This is a genomic window from Pseudarthrobacter sp. MDT1-40-2, from assembly GCF_059383595.1.
The window spans coordinates 398,757-423,827 of record NZ_JBWZCL010000002.1 but is presented as its reverse complement, the minus strand read 5'-3'; the positions used below and the strand labels follow the sequence as shown (position 1 = coordinate 423,827).

At 63.9% G+C, this 25,071-nt stretch carries 26 protein-coding genes; 19 read left to right on the top strand and 7 right to left on the bottom strand.

Features of this window, described 5'->3' with window-relative positions; translation table 11 throughout:
- Positions 1-145 precede the first annotated feature (145 nt).
- The 12 genes from ftsH to AC50X5_RS08130 all read left to right on the top strand — a co-directional run bounded on the left by ftsH (position 146) and on the right by AC50X5_RS08130 (position 11,624).
- Positions 146-2,206: an ATP-dependent zinc metalloprotease FtsH gene (gene ftsH / locus AC50X5_RS08185; RefSeq protein WP_494975597.1), complete on the top strand. Its 2,061-nt coding sequence runs from the start codon at positions 146-148 to the stop codon at positions 2,204-2,206.
- 9 nt (positions 2,207-2,215) lie between these two features.
- A complete protein-coding gene (gene folE / locus AC50X5_RS08180; RefSeq protein ID WP_494975596.1) occupies positions 2,216-2,878 on the top strand; it encodes a GTP cyclohydrolase I FolE in 663 nt (220 codons plus the stop codon).
- 10 nt (positions 2,879-2,888) lie between these two features.
- Positions 2,889-3,809, top strand: coding sequence for a dihydropteroate synthase (gene folP / locus AC50X5_RS08175; protein WP_494975595.1), 921 nt, complete (start codon positions 2,889-2,891; stop codon positions 3,807-3,809).
- Positions 3,810-3,811: 2 nt separating this feature from the next.
- Complete coding sequence (gene folB / locus AC50X5_RS08170; RefSeq protein WP_494975594.1) at positions 3,812-4,171, top strand: dihydroneopterin aldolase; 360 nt, start codon at positions 3,812-3,814, stop codon at positions 4,169-4,171.
- Positions 4,168-4,704, top strand: a complete 537-nt coding sequence (folK, locus tag AC50X5_RS08165; RefSeq protein ID WP_494975593.1) for a 2-amino-4-hydroxy-6-hydroxymethyldihydropteridine diphosphokinase — start codon at positions 4,168-4,170, stop codon at positions 4,702-4,704. Before folB ends, folK begins: the two co-directional genes overlap by 4 nt.
- Positions 4,705-4,708: 4 nt before the next feature.
- Positions 4,709-5,299 carry a DUF3180 domain-containing protein gene (locus tag AC50X5_RS08160; RefSeq protein ID WP_494975592.1) on the top strand — a complete coding sequence of 197 codons (591 nt, stop codon included), beginning with the start codon at positions 4,709-4,711 and terminating at the stop codon, positions 5,297-5,299.
- Positions 5,280-5,792 (top strand): PH domain-containing protein, encoded by a 513-nt coding sequence (locus AC50X5_RS08155; protein ID WP_494975591.1) that lies wholly within the window; start codon positions 5,280-5,282, stop codon positions 5,790-5,792. Before AC50X5_RS08160 ends, AC50X5_RS08155 begins: the two co-directional genes overlap by 20 nt.
- A 53-nt stretch (positions 5,793-5,845) precedes the next feature.
- Entirely contained in the window at positions 5,846-7,450 is a 1,605-nt protein-coding gene (locus AC50X5_RS08150) for a PH domain-containing protein (protein WP_494976071.1), read from the top strand.
- Positions 7,443-8,447: a Rossmann-like and DUF2520 domain-containing protein gene (locus AC50X5_RS08145; protein WP_494975590.1), complete on the top strand. Its 1,005-nt coding sequence runs from the start codon at positions 7,443-7,445 to the stop codon at positions 8,445-8,447. Before AC50X5_RS08150 ends, AC50X5_RS08145 begins: the two co-directional genes overlap by 8 nt.
- A complete protein-coding gene (gene panC / locus AC50X5_RS08140) occupies positions 8,448-9,350 on the top strand; it encodes a pantoate--beta-alanine ligase (protein WP_494975589.1) in 903 nt (300 codons plus the stop codon). It begins immediately after the preceding gene.
- A 108-nt stretch (positions 9,351-9,458) separates the two neighbouring features.
- Entirely contained in the window at positions 9,459-10,022 is a 564-nt protein-coding gene (locus tag AC50X5_RS08135) for a type 1 glutamine amidotransferase domain-containing protein (RefSeq protein ID WP_494975588.1), read from the top strand.
- A gap of 126 nt (positions 10,023-10,148) precedes the next feature.
- On the top strand, positions 10,149-11,624 hold the full coding sequence (locus tag AC50X5_RS08130) for an MDR family MFS transporter (protein ID WP_494975587.1): 1,476 nt from the start codon (positions 10,149-10,151) through the stop codon (positions 11,622-11,624).
- 100 nt (positions 11,625-11,724) lie between these two features.
- Here AC50X5_RS08130 and AC50X5_RS08125 read toward each other — a convergent pair whose 3' ends face one another.
- Positions 11,725-12,558: an alpha/beta fold hydrolase gene (locus AC50X5_RS08125; RefSeq protein ID WP_494975586.1), complete on the bottom strand. Its 834-nt coding sequence runs from the start codon at positions 12,556-12,558 to the stop codon at positions 11,725-11,727.
- Between the two features lie 79 nt (positions 12,559-12,637).
- Positions 12,638-13,546, bottom strand: coding sequence for an alpha/beta fold hydrolase (locus tag AC50X5_RS08120; protein ID WP_494975585.1), 909 nt, complete (start codon positions 13,544-13,546; stop codon positions 12,638-12,640).
- A 186-nt stretch (positions 13,547-13,732) separates the two neighbouring features.
- Between AC50X5_RS08120 and lysS the strand changes: the two genes are divergently transcribed.
- The 3 genes from lysS to AC50X5_RS08105 all read left to right on the top strand — a co-directional run bounded on the left by lysS (position 13,733) and on the right by AC50X5_RS08105 (position 15,859).
- Positions 13,733-15,202: a lysine--tRNA ligase gene (gene lysS, locus AC50X5_RS08115; protein WP_494976070.1), complete on the top strand. Its 1,470-nt coding sequence runs from the start codon at positions 13,733-13,735 to the stop codon at positions 15,200-15,202.
- Between the two features lie 2 nt (positions 15,203-15,204).
- On the top strand, positions 15,205-15,381 hold the full coding sequence (locus AC50X5_RS08110; RefSeq protein ID WP_494975584.1) for a hypothetical protein: 177 nt from the start codon (positions 15,205-15,207) through the stop codon (positions 15,379-15,381).
- Between the two features lie 151 nt (positions 15,382-15,532).
- A complete protein-coding gene (locus tag AC50X5_RS08105) occupies positions 15,533-15,859 on the top strand; it encodes a histone-like nucleoid-structuring protein Lsr2 (RefSeq protein WP_494975583.1) in 327 nt (108 codons plus the stop codon).
- Positions 15,860-15,940: 81 nt separating this feature from the next.
- Here the strand turns inward: AC50X5_RS08105 and AC50X5_RS08100 are convergent, their stop codons facing one another.
- From AC50X5_RS08100 to AC50X5_RS08080, 5 genes are all read right to left on the bottom strand, one after another.
- A complete protein-coding gene (locus AC50X5_RS08100) occupies positions 15,941-16,612 on the bottom strand; it encodes a 4'-phosphopantetheinyl transferase family protein (protein ID WP_494975582.1) in 672 nt (223 codons plus the stop codon).
- Between the two features lie 83 nt (positions 16,613-16,695).
- Positions 16,696-17,175 (bottom strand): anthrone oxygenase family protein, encoded by a 480-nt coding sequence (locus AC50X5_RS08095; RefSeq protein ID WP_494975581.1) that lies wholly within the window; start codon positions 17,173-17,175, stop codon positions 16,696-16,698.
- A gap of 76 nt (positions 17,176-17,251) precedes the next feature.
- Complete coding sequence (locus tag AC50X5_RS08090) at positions 17,252-18,010, bottom strand: 3-oxoacyl-ACP reductase family protein (RefSeq protein WP_494975580.1); 759 nt, start codon at positions 18,008-18,010, stop codon at positions 17,252-17,254.
- The gene (locus tag AC50X5_RS08085; protein WP_494975579.1) at positions 18,007-18,987 is read right to left on the bottom strand and encodes a 3-oxoacyl-ACP synthase III family protein; all 981 of its coding nucleotides are present in this window, start codon (positions 18,985-18,987) and stop codon (positions 18,007-18,009) included. The genes AC50X5_RS08090 and AC50X5_RS08085 overlap by 4 nt, the downstream gene beginning before the upstream one ends.
- A gap of 3 nt (positions 18,988-18,990) precedes the next feature.
- Positions 18,991-19,254 carry a hypothetical protein gene (locus AC50X5_RS08080; RefSeq protein ID WP_493983599.1) on the bottom strand — a complete coding sequence of 88 codons (264 nt, stop codon included), beginning with the start codon at positions 19,252-19,254 and terminating at the stop codon, positions 18,991-18,993.
- Positions 19,255-19,491: 237 nt separating this feature from the next.
- Here AC50X5_RS08080 and AC50X5_RS08075 point away from each other — a divergent pair, with 237 nt between their 5' ends.
- The 4 genes from AC50X5_RS08075 (at position 19,492) to AC50X5_RS08060 (ending at position 24,937) form a co-directional block, all read left to right on the top strand.
- The gene (locus AC50X5_RS08075; protein WP_494975578.1) at positions 19,492-21,054 is read left to right on the top strand and encodes a flavin-containing monooxygenase; all 1,563 of its coding nucleotides are present in this window, start codon (positions 19,492-19,494) and stop codon (positions 21,052-21,054) included.
- Positions 21,055-21,128: 74 nt separating this feature from the next.
- The gene (locus AC50X5_RS08070; protein ID WP_494975577.1) at positions 21,129-22,616 is read left to right on the top strand and encodes an FAD-binding protein; all 1,488 of its coding nucleotides are present in this window, start codon (positions 21,129-21,131) and stop codon (positions 22,614-22,616) included.
- A gap of 12 nt (positions 22,617-22,628) precedes the next feature.
- Entirely contained in the window at positions 22,629-23,999 is a 1,371-nt protein-coding gene (locus tag AC50X5_RS08065; protein ID WP_494975576.1) for an alpha/beta fold hydrolase, read from the top strand.
- A 53-nt stretch (positions 24,000-24,052) separates the two neighbouring features.
- Positions 24,053-24,937: an NAD(P)H-binding protein gene (locus AC50X5_RS08060; RefSeq protein ID WP_494975575.1), complete on the top strand. Its 885-nt coding sequence runs from the start codon at positions 24,053-24,055 to the stop codon at positions 24,935-24,937.
- The last annotated feature ends 134 nt before the right edge of the window (positions 24,938-25,071 follow it).

Genomic DNA, 25,071 nt, shown 5'->3' with positions numbered 1-25,071 from the left:
CTACGCCCAGAGGGAACTTTTGACCTTGACTATGCGTGAACCAATGCGGACGGTGTATAGCTAGTAGCTGACGCAGCACCCCACGCGCGCTCAGAGGACGCGCCGTGCAGCACTACCAGGAGGGACGGGGCCAGCCCCCGATCAGATGAAAGCTAAGAGTTTCTTCAAGGGTCCGGGCATCTGGATTGTCGTTGTTATCGGCTTGATGTTAATTGCCTTTGCAACGCTTGCGCCCGGCGGTTCCGCTCAAATCGATACGGACCGGGGCCTTGAGCTTCTTGACGAGCCCGGGGCAGTGGAGCAGGCGAAGATCCTCGACGGCGAGAACCGGGTAGACCTGACGCTGAAGGACACTCTGGTGATTGACGACCAGGACAAGGGCAAAAGTGTCTACTTCAAGTTCGTTGATGCCCGCGGCCCTGACGTGGTCGAGGCCGTTACCAACGCCGAACCCGCGGAAGGCTTCACTGATCAGCCTCTGGAGAGCAACTGGTTCTCCGGACTGCTCTCCCTCCTGATTCCTGTCCTCCTCCTGGGAGCACTCTTCTGGTTCCTGATGACCCGCATGCAGGGTGGTGGTTCCAAGATCATGCAGTTCGGCAAGTCCAAGGCCAAGATGGTCAGCAAGGACATGCCGCAGGTGACGTTCGTGGACGTTGCCGGTGCTGACGAGGCCGTCGAGGAACTGCAGGAAATCAAGGAATTCCTCCAGGAACCGGCCAAGTTCCAGGCAGTGGGCGCCAAGATCCCTAAGGGCGTTCTGCTCTACGGCCCGCCAGGTACCGGTAAGACCCTCCTGGCCCGCGCTGTCGCAGGTGAAGCTGGCGTCCCGTTCTTCTCCATCTCCGGCTCGGATTTTGTTGAAATGTTCGTCGGCGTCGGTGCTTCCCGTGTTCGCGACCTCTTCGAGCAGGCCAAGGCCAATTCGCCCGCCATCATCTTCGTGGACGAGATCGACGCCGTAGGCCGTCACCGTGGTGCCGGCATCGGCGGCGGCAACGATGAACGCGAGCAGACCCTCAACCAGCTGCTCGTGGAGATGGACGGCTTCGACGTCAAAACCAACGTGATCCTGATCGCCGCTACCAACCGCCCGGATGTTCTGGACCCCGCCCTCCTTCGCCCGGGGCGTTTCGACCGCCAGATTTCGGTGGAAGCGCCGGACCTTGTGGGCCGCGAACAGATCCTGAGCGTCCACGCCAAGGGTAAGCCGATGGCGCCCGGGGTGGACCTGCGCGCAGTCGCCAAGAAGACCCCTGGGTACACCGGTGCAGACCTGGCCAACGTCCTTAACGAGGCCGCACTGCTGACGGCCCGCTCCAACGCCAACCTGATCGATGACCGCGCCTTGGATGAGGCAATCGACCGTGTCATGGCCGGTCCGCAGAAGCGCAGCCGCGTCATGAAGGAACACGAGCGCAAGATCACCGCGTACCACGAGGGCGGCCACGCCCTGGTGGCGGGCGCCCTGCGTAACTCGGCCCCGGTCACCAAGATCACCATCCTGCCCCGTGGTCGTGCCCTGGGCTACACCATGGTGGTCCCGGACAACGACAAATACTCGGTCACCCGCAACGAACTCCTCGACCAGATGGCCTACGCCATGGGTGGCCGTGTCGCTGAGGAAATCGTCTTCCACGATCCGTCCACCGGCGCCTCGAATGACATTGAAAAGGCAACCGCCACCGCCCGCAAGATGGTCACTGAATACGGCATGAGTGAGCGCGTTGGTGCCGTACGGCTCGGCCAGGGCGGCGGCGAGCCCTTCCTGGGCCGCGACGCCGGCCACGAGCGCAACTACTCAGACCAGATCGCGTACGTGGTGGACGAGGAAGTACGCCGGCTGATCGACCAGGCTCACGATGAGGCCTACGCCATTCTCACCGAGAACCGCGACGTGCTGGACCAGTTGGCTTTGGAGCTGCTGGAACGCGAAACCCTTAACCAGGCAGAGATCGCCGAGATATTTACCGACGTCCGCAAGAGCGACTTCCGCGAAGTGTGGCTTTCCAAAGAGACCCGTCCCGTGCAGAGTTCCGGCCCGGTGGAGTCCCGCCAGGAAAAGGCAGAGCGTGAGGCCCAGGAGGAAGCCCGGAAGGCACGCCTGGAAGAGCCATTGGATGCCCAGCCTCCGCATCCACAGGGAGTTCCGGACGAAGACGCCTTCCAGGCCCCCGGGAACAATCCTGACGACCAGCACGGATAAGCTGGTTCTGTGACTTCCTTCGACGACGACGACGACTTCCCCGCTGCCTTCCCGGGAAACGGGGACGTCTTTGCCCCCCAGACACCCGGGAACGGAGTACCCCTTACCCCGGTGGACCGGCCCCGGATCGAGGCGGCCGTCCGCGAAATCCTGCTGGCGATCGGCGAGGACCCGGACCGCGGCGGGCTGGTGGATACCCCCAAACGTGTGGCGAAGGCGTACTCGGAGGTGTTCGCCGGACTTCACCACGATCCGGCGGAAGTCCTGTCCACCACCTTTGACCTGGATCATGAGGAACTGGTCCTGGTCAAGGACATCCCGTTCTACTCCACGTGTGAGCATCACCTGGTGCCGTTCCATGGGGTGGCCCACGTCGGTTACATTCCGTCGCACGACGGCAAAGTTACCGGGCTGAGCAAGCTGGCCCGGCTGGTGGATATCTTTGCGCTCCGCCCGCAGGTGCAGGAGCGGCTTACCACCCAGATCGTTGAAGCACTGGTCAGCCACCTCAAGCCCCGTGGCGCCATAGTTGTCGTTGAATGCGAGCATATGTGCATGTCCATGCGTGGTGTCCGTAAACCTGGCGCAAAGACTGTCACCAGTGCCGTGCGCGGGCAATTGCATGATCCGGCCACCCGGGCCGAAGCAATGAGCCTCATACTCGGAAGGTAAGAACCAGCCCATGGATTCACTAGCAGCGGCGCCTGGAACCGGGCCCGCCACCAGCCCCATGCCCATTCTGCGGAAATCCCGCCGTCCGGCACGGATGTCCGATCTTCCCACCGACCGCACCCTGGTAATGGGCGTCCTCAACGTCACCCCTGATTCCTTCAGCGACGGCGGAAAGCACCCCACCGCCGACACCGCCATCGCCGCAGGCCTGCGGATGTTCTACGCCGGCGCTGACATCATCGACGTCGGCGGCGAATCCACCCGCCCCGGAGCCGAGGACGTCACTCCTGAAGAGGAACAGCGCCGGGTGATCCCCGTGATCCAGGCCCTGGTGAAGGCCGGCGCCCTGGTGAGCATCGACACCACACACGCCAGCACGGCGGCATCGGCCCTGGAAGTAGGAGCTACCATCATCAATGACGTCTCGGGCCTGACGATCGAGCCCGGGATGCCGGAGCTCGTAGCCCGCTCCAAGGCGCCCTACATCCTCACCCACCGCCGAGGCGATGCCCGCACCATGACCGGGCTGGCTGACTACAACGACGTCGTGGCAGACGTTGTTGGCGAGCTGTCCGGAGTGCGGGACAAGCTGTACGCCGCGGGCGTTTCTCCGGAACAGATCATTGTTGATCCGGGCCTGGGTTTTTCCAAGAACGAGGATCATAACTGGGAGCTGTTGCATGGCCTGGACTCGTTCCAGGCCATGGGCCACAAGGTGTTGGTAGCCGCCTCCCGCAAGCGGTTCCTGGGCAGCCTGCTGACGGTTTCCGGCAAGACTGCAGCCCCCGAGGAACGTGACGGGGCTACCGCGGCCGTCACCGCCATCAGCGCCTTCAAAGGCGCCTGGGCCGTACGGGTCCATGACGTCGGGCCCAGCCTCGACGCCGTTAAGGTGGCCGCCCGTATCGCCTCACCCCGTCCGAAGGACTGACCATGGACAAGATCACGCTGACGGGGGTAGCCGCCACGGGGAACCACGGCGTGTTCGAATTTGAGCGGCGGGAGGGCCAGCCGTTTGTGGTGGACGCCGTGCTGTACCTGGATTTCGGCAAGGCCGCGGCGTCCGACGACGTCCTGGACACTGCCCACTACGGCGAGGTGGCGGAACGGATCAAGGGCTGGATCACCGGCAAACCGTTCAACCTCATCGAAGCACTGGCCGTAGCCATGGCTGAGGACCTGCTGGCGGCGTTCCCCCTGCAGGCCGTCGAAATCACGGTGCACAAGCCCAAGGCCCCCATCGAGGTACCTTTTGGTGATGTTGCCGTGACCGTGCAACGGAGCCGGGCGTGAGCGGTTACACCAAGGCTGTCCTGGCGCTGGGGAGCAATCTCGGCGAACGGAACGACACCCTCTCCGGTGCGGTCGCAGACCTGGTTGATCCGCCGGAAGTGCGCCTGCTGGCTGTCTCGCCCATCGTGCAGACCAAAGCGGTGGGCGGCCCGCCGGGCCAGCCCGACTTCCTGAACATGGTGGTTACGGTGGAGACTTCACTGTCCCCCAGGGAACTGCTGCAGCATTGCCAGGCAGTGGAACACAAGCACCACCGCGTCCGGGAGGTGCGTTGGGGGCCGCGGACGCTCGACGTCGACATCATCGTGTACGGCAACGTCGCCAGCGATGATCCTGAGCTCACCCTGCCCCACCCGCGTGCCGCCATCAGGGCTTTTGTGCTCTACCCTTGGTCCCTGATTGAACCGGCAGCCACGTTGAATGGTGAGCGCATCAGCGAGTTGGCCGCCCGTGCCTCGGATTATCCGGACCTTGCCCCGTTTGATGGATTCGGGGATTTTGACGGATTGCCCACCGCAGGGGCGGTTGAATAGATTCATGAAGCCCATCGAGCCCGTACGGTTGCTCCTGGTGGGGCTGTCGCTTGCCCTGGCCGGTTGGTTCGCTACGGTCCTTACCAGCCGGTTCGGCCTGTCCACGCCCGTTCTGCCGGCCACGGCCCTTGCCACCATGGGCGTCATTATTGTGATCACGCTGCTGCTGGGCCTTCGCGTGCTGCGCTGGCGGAACAGCCTCAGGGACCGCCAGGCAAACGGCGGCAACGGATCCAACGGCATGAAGCCCGGCAACCCGGCCAAGCGGGGAGCCGCTGCCAAAAAGGCCATGCTCAATCCGCTCCTGGCCGCCCGTACCGTGGTCCTGGCCCAGGCCTGCGCGTATGCCGGCACAGTACTGCTTGGCTGGCATGCCGGAATCTTCCTGGATCAGCTGCGTGTCTGGAGCATGGGTGTCGGCGGGAGCATCATCTGGCTGGCCCTGGCCATGGCCGCCGGCGGTCTTGCCATGATGGTAGTGGGCCTGCTGGTGGAATGGTTCTGCAGGATTCCGCCGGACGATATGCAGGGGGACGATCCCGGGACTCCGGGGGAAACTGAGGGGGAAGGCGAATATGCCTATCGAGGCGATTGATCCGCACGGAATAGTGTGGCAGCGGGTGTCGCCGAAGTTCCTGAAGCTACGGCTGATCTCCTGGGCCATTGGCTCAGGCCTTGCACTGGTGCTGCTTTCCCTGCCATTGGTTTTTGTCCAGCTGGGCTGGTGGTCCTGGCCGCCGTTGTGGATCGCCATGGCCCTTCCGGTGCTCACTGCGGTCATCGCTGTCTGGGAGCTCTTGTTGATTCCGCGCCAGGTGCGGGCTATTGGCTACGCCGAACGGGAGGATGATCTCCTGATCCGCGGCGGCATAATCTTCCAGCGCACCATGGTGGTTCCGTATGGGCGGATGCAGTACGTGGACATCGGCGCGGGCCCCGTGGAGCGTTCCCTCGGCCTGTGCACTCTGAAACTGCACACTGCCGCTGTGGGTACCAACGCCACCATCCCCGGGCTTCCGGCCGCGGAGGGTGCCCGGCTGCGGGAGCAGCTCACCGCCCGGGGTGAAGCCAGGCTGGCAGGCTTGTGACGACGCCGGATCCCCGCGCCCCAGAGGGAACGGCAGAGGCAGTGGCAGAGTCGGTGCTGCGGCCTGGCTCCCCAGCGCCAGTGCAGCAGGGCGCCGAACAAAAAGCGGACGACGGCGAGTGGTTGCGGGTACATCCGGCGTCACCTTTCGTGCGTGGCTGGCTGGCGCTGGTGGCCATTGTGTTCTTCGTGGGACGGGATTCGTTCGAGAGGCTGCTGCAGGGCGGACCTGCGCTGGAAGACGAGCTGGCCCGGCGCGGACCGTGGCTGCTGGGCATCGGCGGAGGGCTGCTCCTCCTGGCGGTGGGCGGCTTTGTGCTGAGCTGGTACTTCACCCGTTATCAGGTTTCTCAAGGCCACGTGCGGGTCAACTCCGGTTTTATCTTCCGGCAACAGCGCCAGGCCCGATTGGACCGGGTGCAGGCAATCGATGTTGTGCAGCCGTTTATGGCGCGCATTTTCGGGCTCGCGGAGCTCAAGTTCGAGGTGGCTGACGGCGGGGAATCAGCCGTCCGGCTCGCCTTCCTGAAGATGGACCAGGCCAGGCAGTTGCGGGCCACGATCCTGGCCCGCGCCGCCGGTGTTCCGCAAAATCCCGAACAGCAAGCGGCCCAGGCACCCGAGGCGCCGGAACTGCCGGTGCTGACCGTACCGCCGTCGCGCCTGTTCGGTTCGCTGCTATTGGGTGAGCAGACCATCGGCATCATAGTGGGCGCCCTGGCCACGGTGGTGTTGGCGAGTCTGACCGGCAGCTCCGTTTTTTACCTCTACCTGGTGCCGGCGGGGTTGGGCATCGTGGCATCCTATTGGTCCGCGTTCAATAAGGGTTACAACTTCACGGCAGCCATTTCGCCCGATGGAATCCGGCTCCGGTACGGCCTGCTGGACACGCAGGCGCAAACCCTGCCGCCGGGCCGGATCCAGGCGCTCAAAGTGGTCCAGTCGCCGCTGTGGCGGCCGTTCGGTTGGTACAAAATCCACGTCAACGTGGCCGGCTACGGGATGGGTCCGGACAGTCCTTCCCGGACCACGCTTCTTCCGGTGGGCAGCTTTGAGGATGCCTTGCGGATCCTAGCCCTGGTGCTGCCCGATGCGGGCACCGACCGGCCCGGGGAGCTCTTTTCGGACGGTATGCACGGACTGGATTCCGACGGCGGTTTTGTCACCTCGCCGCGGCGCATCCGTCCGCTGGCTCCGCTGGGCTGGCGCCGCAATGGGTTCGCCCCGACGGAGACGGCGTTGCTGCTGCGCTCCGGCCGCTGGTGGCGGACGCTGGTGGTGGTGCCGCACCAAAGGACCCAGTCAATGGCGCTGCACCAGGGGCCGCTCGCCCGCCGCTTCGATGTGGTGGACCTGGTCCTGCACACCACTGCCGGCCCGGTTTCCCCGAGGCTGATCCAGGCGGATCGTAAGGTGGCCACCCAGTTGTTCGACGAACAGTCGGCCCGGGCCCGCGCAGCGCGCAGGAAGCAGACCAGCGAGCAATGGCTGGCAGCGGTGGGTGCGGGACCGGAACTGGCGAGGCTGGCGCAGGAGCAGGAGCAGGAGCAGGAGCAGGAGCAGGCGCTCGCGCAGAACCCGCAGGCTTCGCCCCAGACTCCGCCCGCAACACAACAGGCTCCGTACGACGATCGACAGGAACACATCAGCAATGGCTAAACCGGGACGGCTGGGCATCGGAATCATTGGCGCCGGCAAAGTGGGCGCCGTTCTCGGTGCTGCCCTGCGCGCGGCCGAACATGCCGTCGTCGGGGTTTCCGCGCTGAGTGACGCCAGCCTGGAACGGGCGGCCGCACTGCTGCCGGGCGTTCCGGTGATGGCCGTGGAGGACATTGTGGAGCGTTCCGAGCTGGTGATCCTCGCTGTCCCGGACGACGCCCTGGAGGGGCTGGTGGATGGCCTGGCCAGGCTCGGCGCGTGGCAACCGGGCCAGCTGGTGGCGCATACCTCGGGCAGGTTCGGCGTGGGCGTCCTCCATCCCGTGCGGGTGGCCGGAGGCATCCCGTTGGCGCTGCACCCGGCCATGACCTTCACCGGCATGAGCCTGGACCTCACCAGGCTGCCGGACTGCACTTTCGGCGTGACCGCCGACGCTGCCATGTTGCCCATCGCCCAAGCGCTGGTGGTGGAGATGGGTGCCGAGCCTGTTGCCATTGCCGAGGCAGACCGGGTGCTCTATCACGCGGCACTGGCCCACGGCTCCAACCACATGGTCACGCTGGTGGCTCAGGCGTCTGAGCTGCTCAGGACCGTGGGAGTCGAGGATTCCAGCCGGATGCTGGGACCCCTGCTCCGCGCCACCTTGGAGAACGCGCTGGCCTCCGGCGAATCCGCCCTGACCGGACCCGTGGCCCGGGGTGATGCCGGAACGGTCGCCGCCCACACGGCGGCCTTGACAGAATTCGACGACGGCGCGTCCGGGGACGTGCTTCAGGCTTACCGTTCCATGGCGGAAGCCACAGCCCGGCGGGCTGAGGCGCGCGGCCTCCTCAAAGCGGGGCAGGCGGAAGCCGTCCGCGCGGCACTGGGTCCCGTGGACAATCACAGTTTCGATGAGGGCGCCGGTGATGACGGTACCGGCGATGAGGGTACCGCGGGGCGTGGATCCGCTGATTCTCCCGGTCCGGACACACCCGAAGGGGAAGGGAATAGGTAAATGGGCATCAAGCTGGTTACCACGGCGGCGGAGCTGCGGGCCGAAAGCGCCCGCCTCTTGGCGGCGGCGGCGGCAGGAGAAGCAGGAGCGCCCTCCCAGGGGCTCGTGCCCACCATGGGGGCACTCCACGCGGGGCACGCGCAGCTGGCGCGTACCGCCGTCGAGCATAACGACGTTGTGGTGGCAAGCATCTTCGTCAACCCGCTCCAGTTCGGTGAAGCGGCGGACCTGGACCGCTACCCCCGCACCCTGGATGCTGACCTGGCACTGCTGGACGCCGAAGGCGTGGACCTGGCGTTCGCGCCGTCTGTGGATGAGGTTTACCCGGGTGGGCCGCCGCTGGTGCGGATCACGTCCGGCCCGCTGGGTGAAAAGTGGGAGGGTGCCTCCCGGCCCGGGCACTTCGACGGCGCGCTGACAGTCGTGGCCAAGCTGCTGCATTACGGGCTGCCGGGCCTTGGTGAGGCAGGCTATCGCGCCTACTTCGGCCAGAAGGATGCCCAGCAGCTGGCGTTGGTGCAGCGCATGGTGGCGGACCTGTTCTTCCCGGTGGATATTGTGGCCGTTCCCACGGTCCGGGACGCCGACGGGCTGGCGCTGTCCAGCCGCAACCGTTTCCTGTCAGCCCGGGAGCGGGACGCTGCGCTGGTGCTGTCGCGAGCACTCCGGTTGATCGGGGAGCGCGCTGATGCGCACCTGCCGCTTGACCTGGATTCGGCCCGGGCGCTGGTGGAGTCCCAGCCGTTGGTGGAACTGGATTATTTCGACGTCGTTGATCCGCTCACGCTCGAACCTCTCGCCGAGAACTGCCAGGACACCCCGTTCCGCGGCGAAGGGCTGGCGCTGATTGCCGCAAAAGTCGGTCCGGTGCGGTTGATAGACAACGTACCGCTGGAGTCGTAGGAGTCACGAACTAATCAAGTAGTCAGCTTGCTTATTACTTGCGGTTTTCCTAGTCTGTTTGCTGTCAGGCACAAAACTCTCAATCGAGTCTCGAACCGAGGAGGGACCATGACAGAGAACATTTCAGGCAAGAAAGTCGCCTTCCTGCTGACGGATGGTGTGGAGCAGGTGGAGCTCACCGGCCCATGGCAGGCCGTCACGGAAGCCGGCGGGCAGCCCACGCTGGTTGCCCCGTCCAGCGGGCGGCTGCAGGGGTTCAACGGCACTGACAAGGCGGACACCTTCCGGGTGGACCTCACTGTCGCCGAGGCCAGTGCCTCGGAGTTTGACGCGCTGGTGATTCCCGGCGGCGTGGTGAATGCTGACCACCTGCGTGTGGACAAGGACGCCCAGAGGTTCACCCGGGAGTTTTTCGAGCAGCACAAGCCGGTGGCCTCGATCTGCCACGGACCGTGGATGCTGATCGACGCCGGGGTAGTTAAGGGCAGGAGCGTCACCTCCTATCACACGCTGGCCACCGACCTGAAAAACGCCGGCGCCAACTGGACCGACCAGGAAGTGGTGGTTGACCAGGGCCTGGTGACCAGCCGCAACCCGGGTGACCTCCCGGCCTTCTGCAGTGCCATGCTGGAAGAAATCCGGGAAGGACAGCACGCCGGACAGACCGCCTAGTGCGGACAATGTTCCCCCAGGGTTAATAAATTTTCCTCGTAACGGAATTACTCCAGCGGGTAGAGTGTTGCAATCTGCAGCGACCACGCCAGAACACTCATCACAAATCTCCCTGGGGGAACATCCATGTCCACAGAAGTCTCTTCCGACACACGCGGTAATCCCGCGAAAGTATCGGAAGTTAAGCCGGCCGCATCCGGCAAGATGTCCCGCGAGTCGGTAACGATTATTGCCACGCTGCTGGTAGCCACGTTCGTCGTCATCCTCAACGAGACCATCATGAACGTGGCCCTGCCGCGCCTGATGGTGGACCTGGGCGTCGACGCACCTACCGTGCAGTGGCTGTCCACCGGCTTTATGCTGACCATGGCGATTGTCATTCCCACCACGGGCTTTATCCTGCAGCGGCTCTCCACCCGAGCCGTGTTCATGCTGGCCATGGGCCTGTTCTCGAGCGGCACCGCGTTGGCAGCCATCGCCCCGGACTTCACCCTTCTTCTCCTGGCCCGGATCATCCAGGCCGGTGGCACTGCCATCATGCTGCCCCTGCTGATGACCACCATCCTGACGCTGGTCCCGGTGGAACGCCGCGGCTCGGTCATGGGCAACGTCAGCATCGCCATCTCGGTGGCCCCGGCCATGGGACCCACCGTGTCCGGCCTGATCCTTGAGCACTTTACCTGGCGTTTTATGTTCGTCTTCGTGCTGCCTGTGGCAATTGCGGCCTTCGCCATTGGTGCCAAGTACCTCACCAACGTGGGCGAAACGGAGAAGGGAAAACTGGACTTCCTGTCCGTCATCCTGACTGTTCCGGCCTTCGGCGGCCTGGTTTACGGGCTGAGCCAGATCGGCGGCGGCCATGGCGGCCAGTCCGGTCCCAGCACCATCGCCATCGGTGCCTTGGTAGTGGGCGTTCTTGCGCTTTCAGCGTTCGTCGGACGCCAGCTGGGGCTGCAGAAGGGCAAATCGCCACTGCTGGACCTGCGGGCCTTCAAGTTCCGCATGTTTACAGTCTCGGTCCTGTTGATGATCGTGGCCATGATGGCGCTGTTCGGCGGCGTGATCCTGCTGCCGCTCTACCTGCAGGAAGTCCGCGGCCTGGGTTCACTGGAAACCGGACTCTCCCTCCTGCCCGGCGGCCTGGCCATGGGCCTGCTGGGGCCGTTCATCGGACGCCTGTTCGACAGGGTGGGTCCGCTGCCGCTGACACTCACCGGTTCCATCCTGCTGGTGCTGTCCCTGTGGCAGTTCTCCATGCTCGACGCCGGCACCTCGATTCCGTGGATCATCACCCTCCACGTGGGGCTGAGTTTCGGCCTGGCACTACTGTTCACCCCTGCCTTCACCACTGGCCTCAATCCGCTTCCGAAGCACCTGTATTCACACGGTTCGGCGATCATGAGCACCACGCAGCAGGTTGCCGGCGCGGCTGGCACTGCGCTGCTGGTGTCCATCTACGCGGTAGTTTCGGCGTCCTCCGGAATCGTCGCCGGCATGAACGCGGCCTTCTTCGCCGCAACCCTGATCTCGGTCGCGGCAATCGTGCTCTCGGCCATGATGCGCAAGACCGAAGGCGCGGGGCCGGGCCACGCCGCCCACTGACCCAACTGAGTAGCAGTAGGTGCCCTTTACAGACCTGTAAACGGCACCTACTGCTACCTACTTGGACGGGGCCGGCCCGGGGTGACGCGCGGGCGGGAAGTTACCCCGCGAAAAAGTCGCTTAGCTCAGTGATCAGTTTGTCCGGCGCCTTGATGACGCCGTCGTGGCCGTAGCCGGTCAGGATCGTGTAGCTGGAGCCGGACAGGACGTCGTGGATCTGGCCGCAGGCCACGCCAAAATGCGCCGGGCTCTTTTCTCCCACCACAATCAGCGTCTCCAGCGGCAGTTCCAGGAACGGCTCGGCCGGCATGTCCGCGGCAATAATTGCCTTGATTTCCCGGACCCCGGCACGCATCAGTTCGCGCATCTGCTTGCCCGCATGGGTTCCGGCGGTGAGTTTGTGCGCGATGGTCAGCATGGACAGCGGCATCCGGGCGAACGCTCCACCGGTTTCCAGGCCTTTGGTCAGCACGGCCAGTGCCCGGTCGTCGTCGCCGGCGGCCGTGGCGCGCTCGTAGTCGTCAGTCCAGTCAGCCTTAACGCTGTGATTGACGGAGACGGCCGGATCATAAACAGCCAGCCGTTCCACCGGGAGCGTGCGCGCCGCGTGGAGCGCAACGGCCCCGCCAAAGCTGTGGCCAAGAACGTCGGTGCTGGACGTGTGCTTCATGACGGTGTCCAGGTCGCGGATGTCAGCTTCCAGCGTGTAGTCATCCGTCTGCGGACTGGAGGCGCCGCGCCCGCGGCGGTTAAAAGTGTGCACAGGCCGGCCCAGTGCGGCACTGAGTTTTTGCGCGAAACGAGTGTAGTCGGCGGCCGTCACCATGGAGGCTGCCACTACCACGACGCCGGAACCTGCGGTGGCGAGTTCGGCGCCGGTCGAGAACAACTCCAGGGTGCCGCCGTCGGGTGTGGTGATAATCTCGCGGGTCATGCTCCGAGCCTAACCGAGCAAGCCGGGTGCCTGCACGACTGCATGGCTGGACCGCGCGAAAGTATCCGAAGTGTCACCGTCAGGAAACTGCGTTCAGGAACCGGGCCATCCGCATGGCCAGCCGCTTTCCGGGCCGGAGCGGTCCTTCGTGCAGCTGCCCGGGTACTACAGCGAAGTCCACCGCGGGGGAGATGGCCGCGAGCTGGCGGCCGGTATCGGCAAAGTATCCAGGACTCCAGCCGCCGGTGAGCATCAGTGTGGGTGTTGTCATTGACGCGAAGTCGGCGGCGTCCGCATCAGCATCCAGGACCGCCCGCATTTCCTTCACGGCAGTGGGCAGCAGCTGCCGCATCTCAGCGCCCAGCCGCGTGCGGGCGGAAACGATGCTCAGCATTCGCAGTGCGCCCATAGGGAGGTAGGACACCGGCCCGGCGGTGCCAAGCCCCTGTACCAGGTGCGCCCAGGCGTGGTCCATCTGGCCGGCGGTGACGGCTGCCTCCAGTTCCGGCCGCCACCGGTGGTGCAGGCTGCCGTCCAGGGACACCGCGGCGTCGTAGGTCACCAGCCGGCCGATTGGCAGGGTCAGCGCGGCCTGCAGCGCCACGAAACCGCCGTAGCTGTGCCCCACGACGTCCGTGGAACCGGTAGCCGCCATCACTGCGGCGAGGTCGTTAATCTCCGTCTGGACCGAATAGCCGTTCTCCTGCGGGCTGGATCCGGCGCGCCCGCGCCGGTTGTAGCAGTGCACCGGCCGGCCCAGCAGTACCCCCAGGTTATGCGCAAAGGGGCGGTAGAGCTTGTCCGTGACCAGGGTTCCATGAACCAGCACGACGCCGGGGGCAGAGGAGGGCGGTAGAGCCGCCGTCCTCTGGGCTTCCGCCTGTCCCCTGGATAGAGGCCGGCGCCGCACCGGGACAGTTTCAGGGCGGTTGAAGGAATGCAGCAGCAGCCGGCCGCCGTCTTCGGAATCGACTGTCCACGTCTCCACCTTTTGAGTGTATGCCCGCCGCCCCGGTCTCCGGGTAGGCCGGGCGTAATAGCCCCTCCGGCGGAGAAGGCCGGGGAAGCGCTACCGGTACTACCGGTAAACTTGGAAATTGTGACTTCACAAAACATCCCCGGAACGGCCCCTGCCCCGAAGAACGCTCCCGAGCCCGTTGATGCCAGCGAACAGATGCGCATCCGGATGGAGAAGCGCGCCAAGCTGATGGAGCGCGGTATTGAGGCCTACCCGGTGGGCGTTGACCGCACGCACTCGCTGGCTGAGATCCGCGAAAAGTATGCGCACCTTGAAGCGGACGACACCACCGGGGACATCGTTGGCGTCACGGGCCGCGTTGTCTTCATTCGCAACACCGGGAAGCTCTGCTTTGTCACGCTCCAGGAGGGCGGCACAGACGGCAAGGGCGCCCGGCTGCAGGCGATGCTCAGCCTGGCCAACGTAGGCGAGGAGCCGTTGGCGGAATGGAAAGCCCTGGTGGACCTTGGCGACCATGTCTTTGTGCACGGCGAGGTCATCTCCTCCCGTCGCGGCGAGCTTTCCGTCATGGCCGATTCCTGGGCCATGGCGTCAAAGGCGTTGCGCCCGCTTCCGGTACTGCATGCGGACCTGAACGAGGAAACCCGCGTCCGCCAGCGCTACGTTGACCTGATGGTCCGGGATGAAGCCCGGCAAATGGTTTACACGCGCGCGGCGATCACCCGTTCAGTCCGCGAGACCCTGCACCGCCACCATTACGTGGAGGTGGAGACCCCCATCCTGCAGCTGGTTCACGGCGGTGCCGCGGCGCGCCCGTTTGAGACCCACATGAACGCCTTCGACCAGAAGATGACGCTGCGCATCGCCACCGAGCTGTTCCTCAAGCGGGCAGTGGTGGGCGGCATTGATCGCGTCTACGACATGGGGCGGGTGTTCCGCAACGAGGGCGTGGACTCCACCCACAGCCCCGAATTCAGCACCCTTGAATGTTACGAGGCGTGGGCTGACCAGTTCGTGATGGCCGAGCGGATGAAGGAAATCATCCTCGACGCCGCCGATGCCGCCGGAGTGGGCCGCACGCTGCAGACGGAGGCCGGAGAAATCAACCTGGACGGCGACTGGGCATGGCTGCCGGTCTACCCGGGACTTTCGACGGCGGTAGGCCAGGAGATCACTCCGGACACCGGCGTCGAGGTACTTCGCGAACTCGCGGCGAAGCATGAGGTAAAGGTCGATCCAAAGTGGGACGCCGAAAAGCTGGTGGTTGAGCTCTTTGGGGAAATCGTTGAGCCCACCCTGTTGAACCCCACGTTTGTCTACGACTACCCGCCGTCCGCCCAGCCGCTGGCCCGCCAGCACCGCACCGACGATCGGCTCATTGAGGCTTGGGACCTGATCATCGGCGGCATGGAGCGCGGTACGGCATTCTCCGAGCTGATCGATCCGGTCATCCAGCGCGAACGGTTGACCGAACAGTCCCGCCGTGCTGCTGCCGGCGATGAAGAGGCCATGGCGCTGGATGAGGACTTCCTGCGTGCCCTGGAATACGGCGCCCCGCCCATGGGTGGCATCGGCCTGGGTATTGACCGCCTGGTGATGCTGTTCACGGGAGCCGGTATCCGTGAAACCATTCTTTTCCCCCTGCTGAAGCCTGAGGCTAACTGATCGTGGAATACGTAGCCGTGCTGCTGCCGTCACTGGTGGTTGGTTTGTTGTTCTGGTTTGCCATGAAGTCGATCTTCAATGCGGACAAGGCTGAACGCCGCGCGGAAGCCCAGGCCCAGGCCGAGGCCGATGGCGCGGCAAATTCCTCCAACGGTGGCGAAGCGGACGCCGGAAAATAGAAAACGTGCCATTGTTCAACGTGTTTCCGCAGCGTCCAGTGTTCACAGTGTCCATCCGCCCACTTTGACGTACCGCCATTTGCGGGACGATAATTCATAGGTAAAGCATCCAGCTTTTCTGACAGCTCAAGTTTCCAAAAGGAATAATTACATGGCACAGAAAGTAGAAATCATCCTTGTGGATGATCTGGATGGCGGATCTGCGGACGAAACTATTCGCTTTGGACTGGACGGCGTCAATTACGAAATTGACCTGTCTTCAGCCAATGCTGAACAGCTCCGCTCTGGCCTGGAACGATTTGTGGCAGGTGCCCGCAAGGCATCCGGAAGCAAAACGCCCCGCGGTAAAGCTGCCCCGGCGCGTAATCAGGACTCGGCACAGATCCGCCAGTGGGCCCGCGAAAACGGCTACACCGTGAACAGCCGAGGTCGAATTCAGGCTGAAATCCAAGAGGCTTACCAGAAGGCCAATTCCTAGAAGAACCGCTTTTTGGCGGTTTCAACCGAAAACACGGGTGCTTCGCCGCAAGGCGGGGCACCCGTGTTTTTTGTACTGACTTTATGCCAGTGGTTCCCGTACTACTGCTGCCAACAGAAATTGGCCATCGATCTTCCAATGGCCGGTCCACCTCAGTAGGGACAAGTCGCCCGGCTGATCTGGACGGATACGGATAGTGATGCTGAACGTGCCGTCAGTCCTAAGCCAGGCCGTGGCCTGGTTCATCGGCAACCAGGTCCTGGTCAGGGGAAACCACGCTTTGTAGGCGGCTTCCTTCGCGCAGAAAAGCACCGTGTCCCAGTGAACGCCCGGAACGTCTGATCGCAGCCGGTCTACCATGCGCCGTTCAGCCGGACCCGCGATCAGGTCAAGCACTCCCGCCGGCAGCGCCTGATGCGGTTCTGCATCCAGGCCTGCCGAACGGACGCGGTCGGACAGGCCCACTATCGCAGCCCGATAGCCGGCGCAGTGCGTCAGGCTTCCTGTTATTCCTGGCGGCCAGGCGGGCCCTCCGTGTGGCAGGCGTGGAATGGCAGCCGGAGGGTGGCCCAACGCCGCCATTGCCCGCCGGGCGCAGTCCCTGACCAGCAGTGACTGGTACCTGTTGACTGCCCACTCCGGGCCTACAAGATCCTCTTCACCGGGCCATGGAGCCGATTCCTCGTCCGGGCCCATATGCACGGCGAGGTGGAGCCCCGGCGGAAGGAACCAGCCGGGTTCGGTCCCGGACACCGATGCGGGGCCCGGGAGGGTTGGCTTCCGGGGAGGCCCGGAACGGGATATCGGGAAGGCAGCGGAACGAAAGGACGTGGCCGTCACGGCGCCACCACGGCCGTCCAGGAGAAGCACAGGGAGATGAGGGCAGCGAGCGCTATCCAGGTCCGGTGGATATTCCAGCGCGTCCATCTCCCTTCGAAGGAAGCCCTGGCCCGGCCCAGGTCACCGGCCCGCGCTTCCGCGTCCAGCCGGTTGTTCAGCGGGATATTGACACCCATGGTGATCCCCAGGGTGGTTGTGTACAGTGCCAAGGCCAGGGTTGCCGGCACGGCTGCAGCAAGGTTGTTGCTCCAGGCAAAAACGGAAGTGCCGGCCAGGGCCAGGAACGCGCCGAAGAAGCTGAGTGCGAACCACGGATTTTGGATAGCAGCGTTGATCCGGGTCATGGCACTGACAAAGGTGGCATCGTCCGTCCTGCGCAGGCCCGGCATTACCGAACAGGCGTAGGAATAGTAGAGCCCGCCAATTCCGGCGAGGGCCACAGAGGACGCGGTGAGAAGGATGATAAAAATGTGCATGGCTCCGGTCCTGTGCCGGGGGACGCAGTGCCCCCGGCGCTCTCGTGGTGAATAGCGGCCCTGCATGGCCCGCAGGTCAAGTGATGGAAACGCCGCCGTCGATGCTGATGACCTGCCCCGTCATGTAGTCCGCATCAAGGAAGAACCCCATACTGGAGGCTACCTCCGTGGTGGTTCCGAACCTGCCCATGGGACATTTGTCCCGAATGCCGTCCTTGACGCTATCGGACAGTGATTCAGTCATCCCGGTAATCATGAAGCCCGGTGACAGTGCATTGGCGGTGACGCCGCGGCGGGCGCATTCAGCGGCCAGGGTGCGCGTCATGCCGATGACTCCGGCCTTGGACGCGGAATAGGCGGTTTGGCCTGCGGTTGCAATGATTCCCGACGGCGACACAATGTTGATCACGCGGCCCCACCTTTGGCTCAACATGTGTGGGAGGCATACCCGGCTCACGTGGAAGGTTCCCACCAGGTTGGTGGCAATGACTTCCTGCCAGTCTTCAGGCGCCTGCATGGCCATCAACGAATCTTTCCGCAGGGCACCGTTGTTTACCACGACGTCCACCGGGCCCAGCCCGTTCTTGATTTCCTCGTAAAGGGCAGTGACGTCTACCCACGAGGCGATGTCTCCACCCACCGCCAGGGAGGGGTTCAGTAATCCGGCGGCGACTTCTTTCGCTGCCTGTTCCGAGCGGTTGTAGTGCACAGCTACCCGGCAGCCAAGCCGGTCCAGCTCAACGGCAAGGGCTCGGCCCAGGTCACCGGAGGCGCCGGTAACGAGGGCCACCGGCGATTCGGGGCGGCCTCGGACGGGTTTGCGCGGCGCGTTCATTTTCCGCCCCAGGTCATCAGCACGGAACCCCACGTCATGCCTGCTCCAAATCCTGCGAGCAGGAGGAGGTCGCCTTCACTCAGCCGCCCCGAGTCGAGGGCCTCGGATAGGGCGATCGGAATGGACGCGGAGGCAGTGTTGCCGTAGCGCTCCAGGTTGGTGAAGATCTGCCCCTGTTCAAGGCCAGTGTGGTTCGCGATGGAATTGATGATGCGAATGTTCGCCTGGTGGGGAATCACCACATCAACCTCACCAACCTCTTTGCCGGCTGCCTGCAGTGTTTTCCTGACCGTAGCCACTGTGAGGCGAACAGCGTTCAGGTAGATTTCGTTGCCGTTGATTTTGGCGTAGTGCAGGCCGTCCCGGATGGCATCTTCGGTAATGGGCATCCGGCTTCCGCCAGCCACTGCCTGCAGGCTTCCGGTGCGTGACCCATCAGCTCCGAGATCCCAGGCATGAAACCAGTCGGACTCTCCCGGGGTCAACACAATGGCGCCGGCACCATCGCCTACCAGGATCCCCAGGTCCCGGTCCGTGGGGTTGGTGGTGAGGGAATGAGTATCACTGCCTATGAGGAGGATGGGCCGCGGATCAATCTGCATCAGGGCCGAAGCCATGATCAGCCCGTAGACGAAGCCCGCGCATTCAGCATTGACGTCATGTGCACTGCCGGCTATTTGCAGCTCATGGTGAACGAAAGCGGAGGTAGCCGGGGACGGCTGCTCGGGAGTTGCCGTCGCCACGATGAGGTGTGCCACATCAGCTCCAGTCAGTCCTGCCCGCGCCAGGGCGCGGCGGCCGGCTTCGACTGCAAGCGAAGCGGTGGTCTCCCCATTTTGGACGTGCCTGCGCTCGCGGATTCCGCAGCGGCTCACAATCCAGTCTTCATCGACGCCGAACTTCTGAGCGATTTCCGCGCTCGTCACCGTATTGTCCGGGACAGAAGTGCCCCACCCCGTTATCTGTACGTAGGCCATCGGTCAGCGGGCTGAAACCGGAGCGCCGGCTACTGCCAGGAGGCGGTCGTGAACCAGCTTCAGGGTGGTCTTGCCATCCTCGTTCTCAAACAATGCGGCGTCTGCCTTGATGTCCGGGAAGTCGTTCTGGAAGCTGTAGAGCCATTCCATGAGGTCCATCGAATCGACGTCGGGAATCTGCATGAGGGGTACGTTCGGATCAATTTCCTGGGCGCCGGAAACGGATTCGAGCTGGCTGACCAGGTCTTCGAGGGCAGGAATGTTCATGGTGGTTCTCCTTGTGATTGGTTCTGTCCGTGGACGAAGGCCGGCCGCGGCACGTGGTACGGCAGCAGGTCCGGGACCAGCAAACTATCGGAGCGCAACGCAGGCGCAACGCCGCTTCCGGTGCAGCCTGCCGGGCCCGGCATGCGATGGCGTTGCGCTTCTCTTGCGGCGAGCCGTCAGCCTCTTCACAGGCCAGAGGGATGGAAACAGGCCATCCACCACAACGAGAGGCAAACCATGACGACGTACGACGAGCAACAGGCTCAGGGTGTCCTGGACGGAAACAGCACCGGAGGAGGTAACACTCCACATGTTCGGGTAGCCATTATCGGCGCCGGTTTCTCGGGCCTCGGCGCTGCCATCAGGTTGGAGCAGGAAGGGCTGGGCGACTACCTGGTTTTTGAACGGGCGGATGAGCTCGGTGGTACCTGGCGGGACAACAGCTATCCGGGCTGCGCCTGCGATGTGATGTCGCTGTTGTACTCCTACTCGTTCGCGCAGAACACCGAGTGGAGCACCACTTTCGGTAAACGCGACGAGATTTTCCAGTATCTTCTCGATTGCGCGCAGAAGTTCGGCGTGCGTGACCGGATCCGCTTCAACCACGCCCTGGAAGCTGCCCGCTGGGACGAAACAGCCCAGTTGTGGCGGTTGACAACGTCCAGAGGCGAGTACACCGCCACCCTCCTGGTGACAGGAACCGGCTACCTCAGTGATCCGGTGCTGCCGGATATCAAGGGCCTCGCCAGCTTCACGGGTGAGGTCTTCCATTCCTCACGCTGGAACCACGACCTGGATCTGACGGGTAAGCGCGTGGCGGTCATCGGCACTGGCGCCTCGGCCATCCAGTTCATTCCCAAAATCCAGCCGCAGGTGGCCGCTTTGGACATTTACCAGCGCACTGCGGCCTGGATTGCGCCCAAGCCGGACCGCAAGATCCCGGCAACGCAGCTGTGGATGCGACGCAACCTTCCCGGGTACCAGAACTTCCGGCGGAACTTCAACATGTGGGGCAGGGAGATCCTTGCGTTCATGATGGCCAGGCCCGCCATGATGCAGAAGACACTGCAGGGCTCTGCGCTGGGACACCTGCACAAGCAGGTGCAGGATCCGGAACTCCGGGAGGTTCTGACTCCCTCTTACACCGTGGGCTGCAAAAGGATCCTCTTCTCCAACGACTACTACCCGGCCATCACCCAGCCGAACGTGAGCACCATCGGCGGCGGAGTCGAGGAGATCCGTTCAGGATTGGTGGTCAGCGGCGGCAAGGAGCGGCCCGCGGACGTCATTATTCTGGCCACCGGCTTCCAGGCAGTGGAGCGGCCGGTTGCCAAACTCATCGAAGGAGCCAACGGAACGTCACTCGCCCAGGCCTGGTCCGAGCGGATGTCCGCCTACGCGGGCACCACTGTTTCCGGGTTTCCCAACCTCTTCATGCTGCTCGGGCCCAATACGGCGCTCGGACACTCCGCACAGACGGTTATGATCGAGGCCCAGCTTGAGTACCTGGTATCAGCAATGAGGACCATGGACAAGCGTGGTCTCAGCTCGGTGGACGTCCTGCCGCAGGCGCAGTCCCGGTACAAGGACTGGCTGAACAAGCGTTTCGAGGGAACAGTCTGGTCTGCCGGGAACTGCGTGTCCTGGTACCAGGACAGCAACGGCGAAAACCCCTCCATTTGGCCTACCTACACCTGGTTGTTCCGCAAGCACACCTCAACGTTCAAGGCGAGTGACTACCGCCTCACGGCCGGCGCCGGTGTCCGCCCGGCCGTCGTTGTGGCCGCTTCCACCAACTGACCCGCGCCGTTACCGCCTGCAGCCTCATCACCTCCCAACCAGCAAGCCATCTAAGACCAAACAGAAGGATTTCCATGTCAACCTCATCATTTGCCCGCCGTACCCTGCTCAAAGGTGCCGCAGTCGCCGTCGTGGGCTGGAGCGCCTCCCAGGCCGCCTGGGCCACCGACACCGCGCAGGCCTCGGACATTTCCCGGACACCGCCGCTGGACGGCACCCTCGAACTGTCCAACGCCGCCCGGTCCGGGTTCTCCCAGGACTTCGGCCGTTTCACCACGGCCCTTCCAGCAGCTGTGCTGCGTCCGGGATCTGTCCGCGACATCCAGCTGATGGTCCGCTATGCACGGGACAAGAGAATCAAGGTCTCTGTCAACGGCCAAAGCGGCGACAACTCGGAGACGGAATCCCACTCCAACTACGGCCAGGCGCTCACCCAGGGCGGCCTGCAGATTGACGCCCAGGGACTGTCCACCATCCACTCAATCTCGGGCAGCTCGGCCTGGGTTGACATGGGCGTCACCTGGGCGCGGCTGGTGGACGCGTCCCTGCCTCACGGCCTGACCGTGCCTGCCCTGACCGATTACCTGCACCTCTCCATTGGCGGCACCGTCTCGGTGGGAGGCGTAGGTGCCAGCGTGCAGCGCTACGGACTGCAGAGTGACATCATCAGTGAAATCGAAATCGTCGACGGCCGCGGTGATGTTATCCGGGCCTCCCGTACCCGGAACCGCGGGCACTTCGAGGCGGCAATGGCCGGCGCCGGGCAAGCAGGCATCATCACCAAGCTTCGGGTCGACCTGGTCCCGGTCAAGAGCACCGCTACCATCACCAACCTGTTTTACGACGACATCCAGGCCTACACGGTGGACCAGAAAACGCTCATGGCGGCACGCCTGTACGACCACCAGTCCGGCGAAGTGATACGCACCCCGGACGATTCGGGGTGGATGTACAAGATAGAGCTCGGCTCCTACCTGACCCCGCCGGAACAGGGCCCCTCAGCCGATGTCCTCGACGGGCTAAGCGATAACCGGGAACTCCGTTCATCTTTCTCCATGCCTTACCGTGACTGGGTTTTCCGCATTGACGAATTTGCCGGATACCTGAAGTCCGCGGGTCACTGGGAGCAGAAGAAACCCTGGTTGAGCCTGCTCATCCCGGGCGACAAGGTTGTGGAATTCATCAGCGCAACCATGCCGGAACTGACCCGCGGCGACCTTGGCGACGGATTTTGCCTCCTGTCCCCGCTGGACCCGGCCAAAATTGCCAGCCCCATGTTCGTATTGCCGCACAGCACGGACGGATCGGTCTTCTTCTTTGACCTGCTCAGCTTCCACGGCCCGGAGGTGACCGGCTTCGACGAGATGCTGGAACGCAACCGGCGTCTGTATGACCGGCTGGTCGCCATGGGCGGCAAGCGCTACATCATCGGCGCCATACCCCGGATGACGGCGGAAGACTGGCGCCGTCACTTCGGCAACAAGTTCACTCTCCTCCAGACCAACAAGAAGGCATTCGACGACAAATATCTCTTTGCCCCCGGCCAGAACTTCTTCGGCTAAGCAGGGTATGCCATGAGTGCCGAATACAACTTGACGGACCAGGCGGTCATCTCCGCGTCCCCGGATCAGGTATGGGATGCCCTGCTGGCGGAACTTGGCGGTGCCCGCCAGTGGTGGGCGGAGAAAAACAGCTTCACTCCGATGCACCTTGAGCCGTGGGAAGTGGGCGCCCTGACACAGATGGAGGTCCGGCCCAATGGTGCAGGCAAGCCAGGGCCGGTCCTGCGGTTTACTGGCAGGACCACGCAGGCAGTACCCGGCGAACTGCTCGCCATGGACTACGTCAGTGGCGCATTTTCCGGCACGGGTGTTTTCCGGCTTCGGCCGGATGGGAACAACCGCACCATTCTTGCCATGGACTTCGTTGCGAGCCCGCAGGGCTGGCTCAAGGCCCTGGCCAGGGTCAAGGACATTGGGGCCGAGCACTCAGCCGGAACCCTCCACGCCTTCCAGGTTCTCAACGGCCTGCTCAGTGGTTCCACCAGGACAGGAACGGAGGCCCAACCACCGTTCCTGTCCTGGGAAGGAACCGTGGAGGCCGACGACGGCGCGCAGCTGGCCGTGATGGACAGATGGCCTCACGCCGGGGACGCCACGTCACCGGTGCCAAGTGCCGCCGTCCTGCTGGTCCATGGCTGGGGCGGCAGCAAAGAGGCATGGGACGAAGTGTCCGGGGGGCTGCTGGCCGAAGGACACCGCGTGCTGGCGCTGGATTTGCGAGGCCACGGCGCCTCTACGACCGGCACCGCGCCACTGTCCTTGCACCGGCTGGCCGACGACCTGGCGGAGGTCCTTGCGTCCAGGGGCGTGCAGGACGTGGTCCTCGCTGGTCAATCGGGCGGCGGTCTTGCCGCCGTTTTGTTCGCAGCCAGGGCGGAACCTGCCGTTGAGCTGCAGGGAATGGTGTTGCTGGCGGCGGCAGTACACGGCCAGGAGGTAACCGGTCCCGAACTCGTCCTGATGGGCAGCGGATTGTTTTCCCGCGCCCTTCGGGTGCCTGCGCTCGCGGAGAGAATTCTGGCCGCCACCATGGGCCCCGGCACCGCGTTCACCGGGCGTACGGCTGTAGCCCGGTCCCTCGCCGCTGTTGATCCTGCGGTCCGACGCAGGTTCTTCAGCCTCATCCAGGGAATTGACCTCCGGGATGAAGCCTCCCAGCTGACCCTGCCCGTTGTCCTGATGGTGGGATCCGAGGACCGGGTGGTTCCGCCGTCGATCATGCGCAGTGGTGCCGCCAGCTTCCTCCAGCCGCATTTCATCGAGGTCCCCGGGCGGGGACATATGGTGCACGTCGAAGCTCCCGGCGTGGTTGTGGAAGCCATTGTGGAAATGCTTGGTAAACGGCCGGCCAACGCCATGGCCGGCGTATACGGGAGCGAATGAAAGTGAGTGGACAGCGTATGTCAGGCGGAGCTAGAGATTGGTTCGATGGAGATATGGAAAACAACCAGCCCAGTGCGGCAACTGACCAGACCAATAACGGCACCATCCTCGTCATCGGCGGAACGGGCAAAACCGGCCGTCGCGTGGCCGAACGCCTCACCGAAAAAGGTATCCCTGTCCGGATCGGTTCACGGTCCGGCAACCCGGCCTTTGATTGGGACCAGCCCGCCACCTGGGACGCCTCATTGGAAGGCATCACCGCCGCCTATGTGACGTACTACCCGGACCTGGCCTTCCCCGGCGTTTCCGAGCTCATTGCCGATTTCTCCGCGGCTGCAGTGGCCCACGGCGTCAAGAAACTTGTGCTGCTCTCCGGTCGCGGAGAGGACGGGGCCCTCGCCAGCGAGGAATCAGTCCAGAATTCCGGGGTTGCCTGGACCATCGTGCGGTGCAACTGGTTCAACCAGAACTTCAATGAGAGTTTCTTCCTGGGACCGGTCCTGGAGGGTGTCATTTCCATCCCCGCCGGAGACGCTGTGGAGCCGTTCATCGATGCGGACGATATCGCCGACGTCGCGGTGGCTGCTTTGACTGAACCTGGCCACGACGGCCAGGTATATGAGCTTTCCGGCCCTCGCCTCCTGGGCTTCCATGAGGTGGCCCGCGAAATCAGCATCGCTTCCGGCCGGGAAGTCATCTACAGCCCCGTAACGGCTGCTGAGTATGAAGTCATCCTGGCCAAGGAGGGGCTGCCCCGCGACTTCGTGGATCTGTTCACCCTGATTTTGGACGGGCGCAATGCCTCCCTGACTGACGGTGTGCAGCGGGCCCTGGGACGCGAACCCAAGGACTTCAGTGAGTTTGCCCGCGAAGCGGCAGCCACTGGTGTCTGGGCTACGGCCGACGAAGCAGTAACGGCCGGATCTGCCAGCCGCTGACAATGGATACCACCCTGAGTTCGGGAACCATGCTCCTGGCCGGCACCGACCAGGCTGGACTCCAATGGCTCACCGCCCAGCTGGGCTCCTTCACCGGAGCCCGGCTGGGCGCGGTTGTGGAAGCCGGCCCGGAA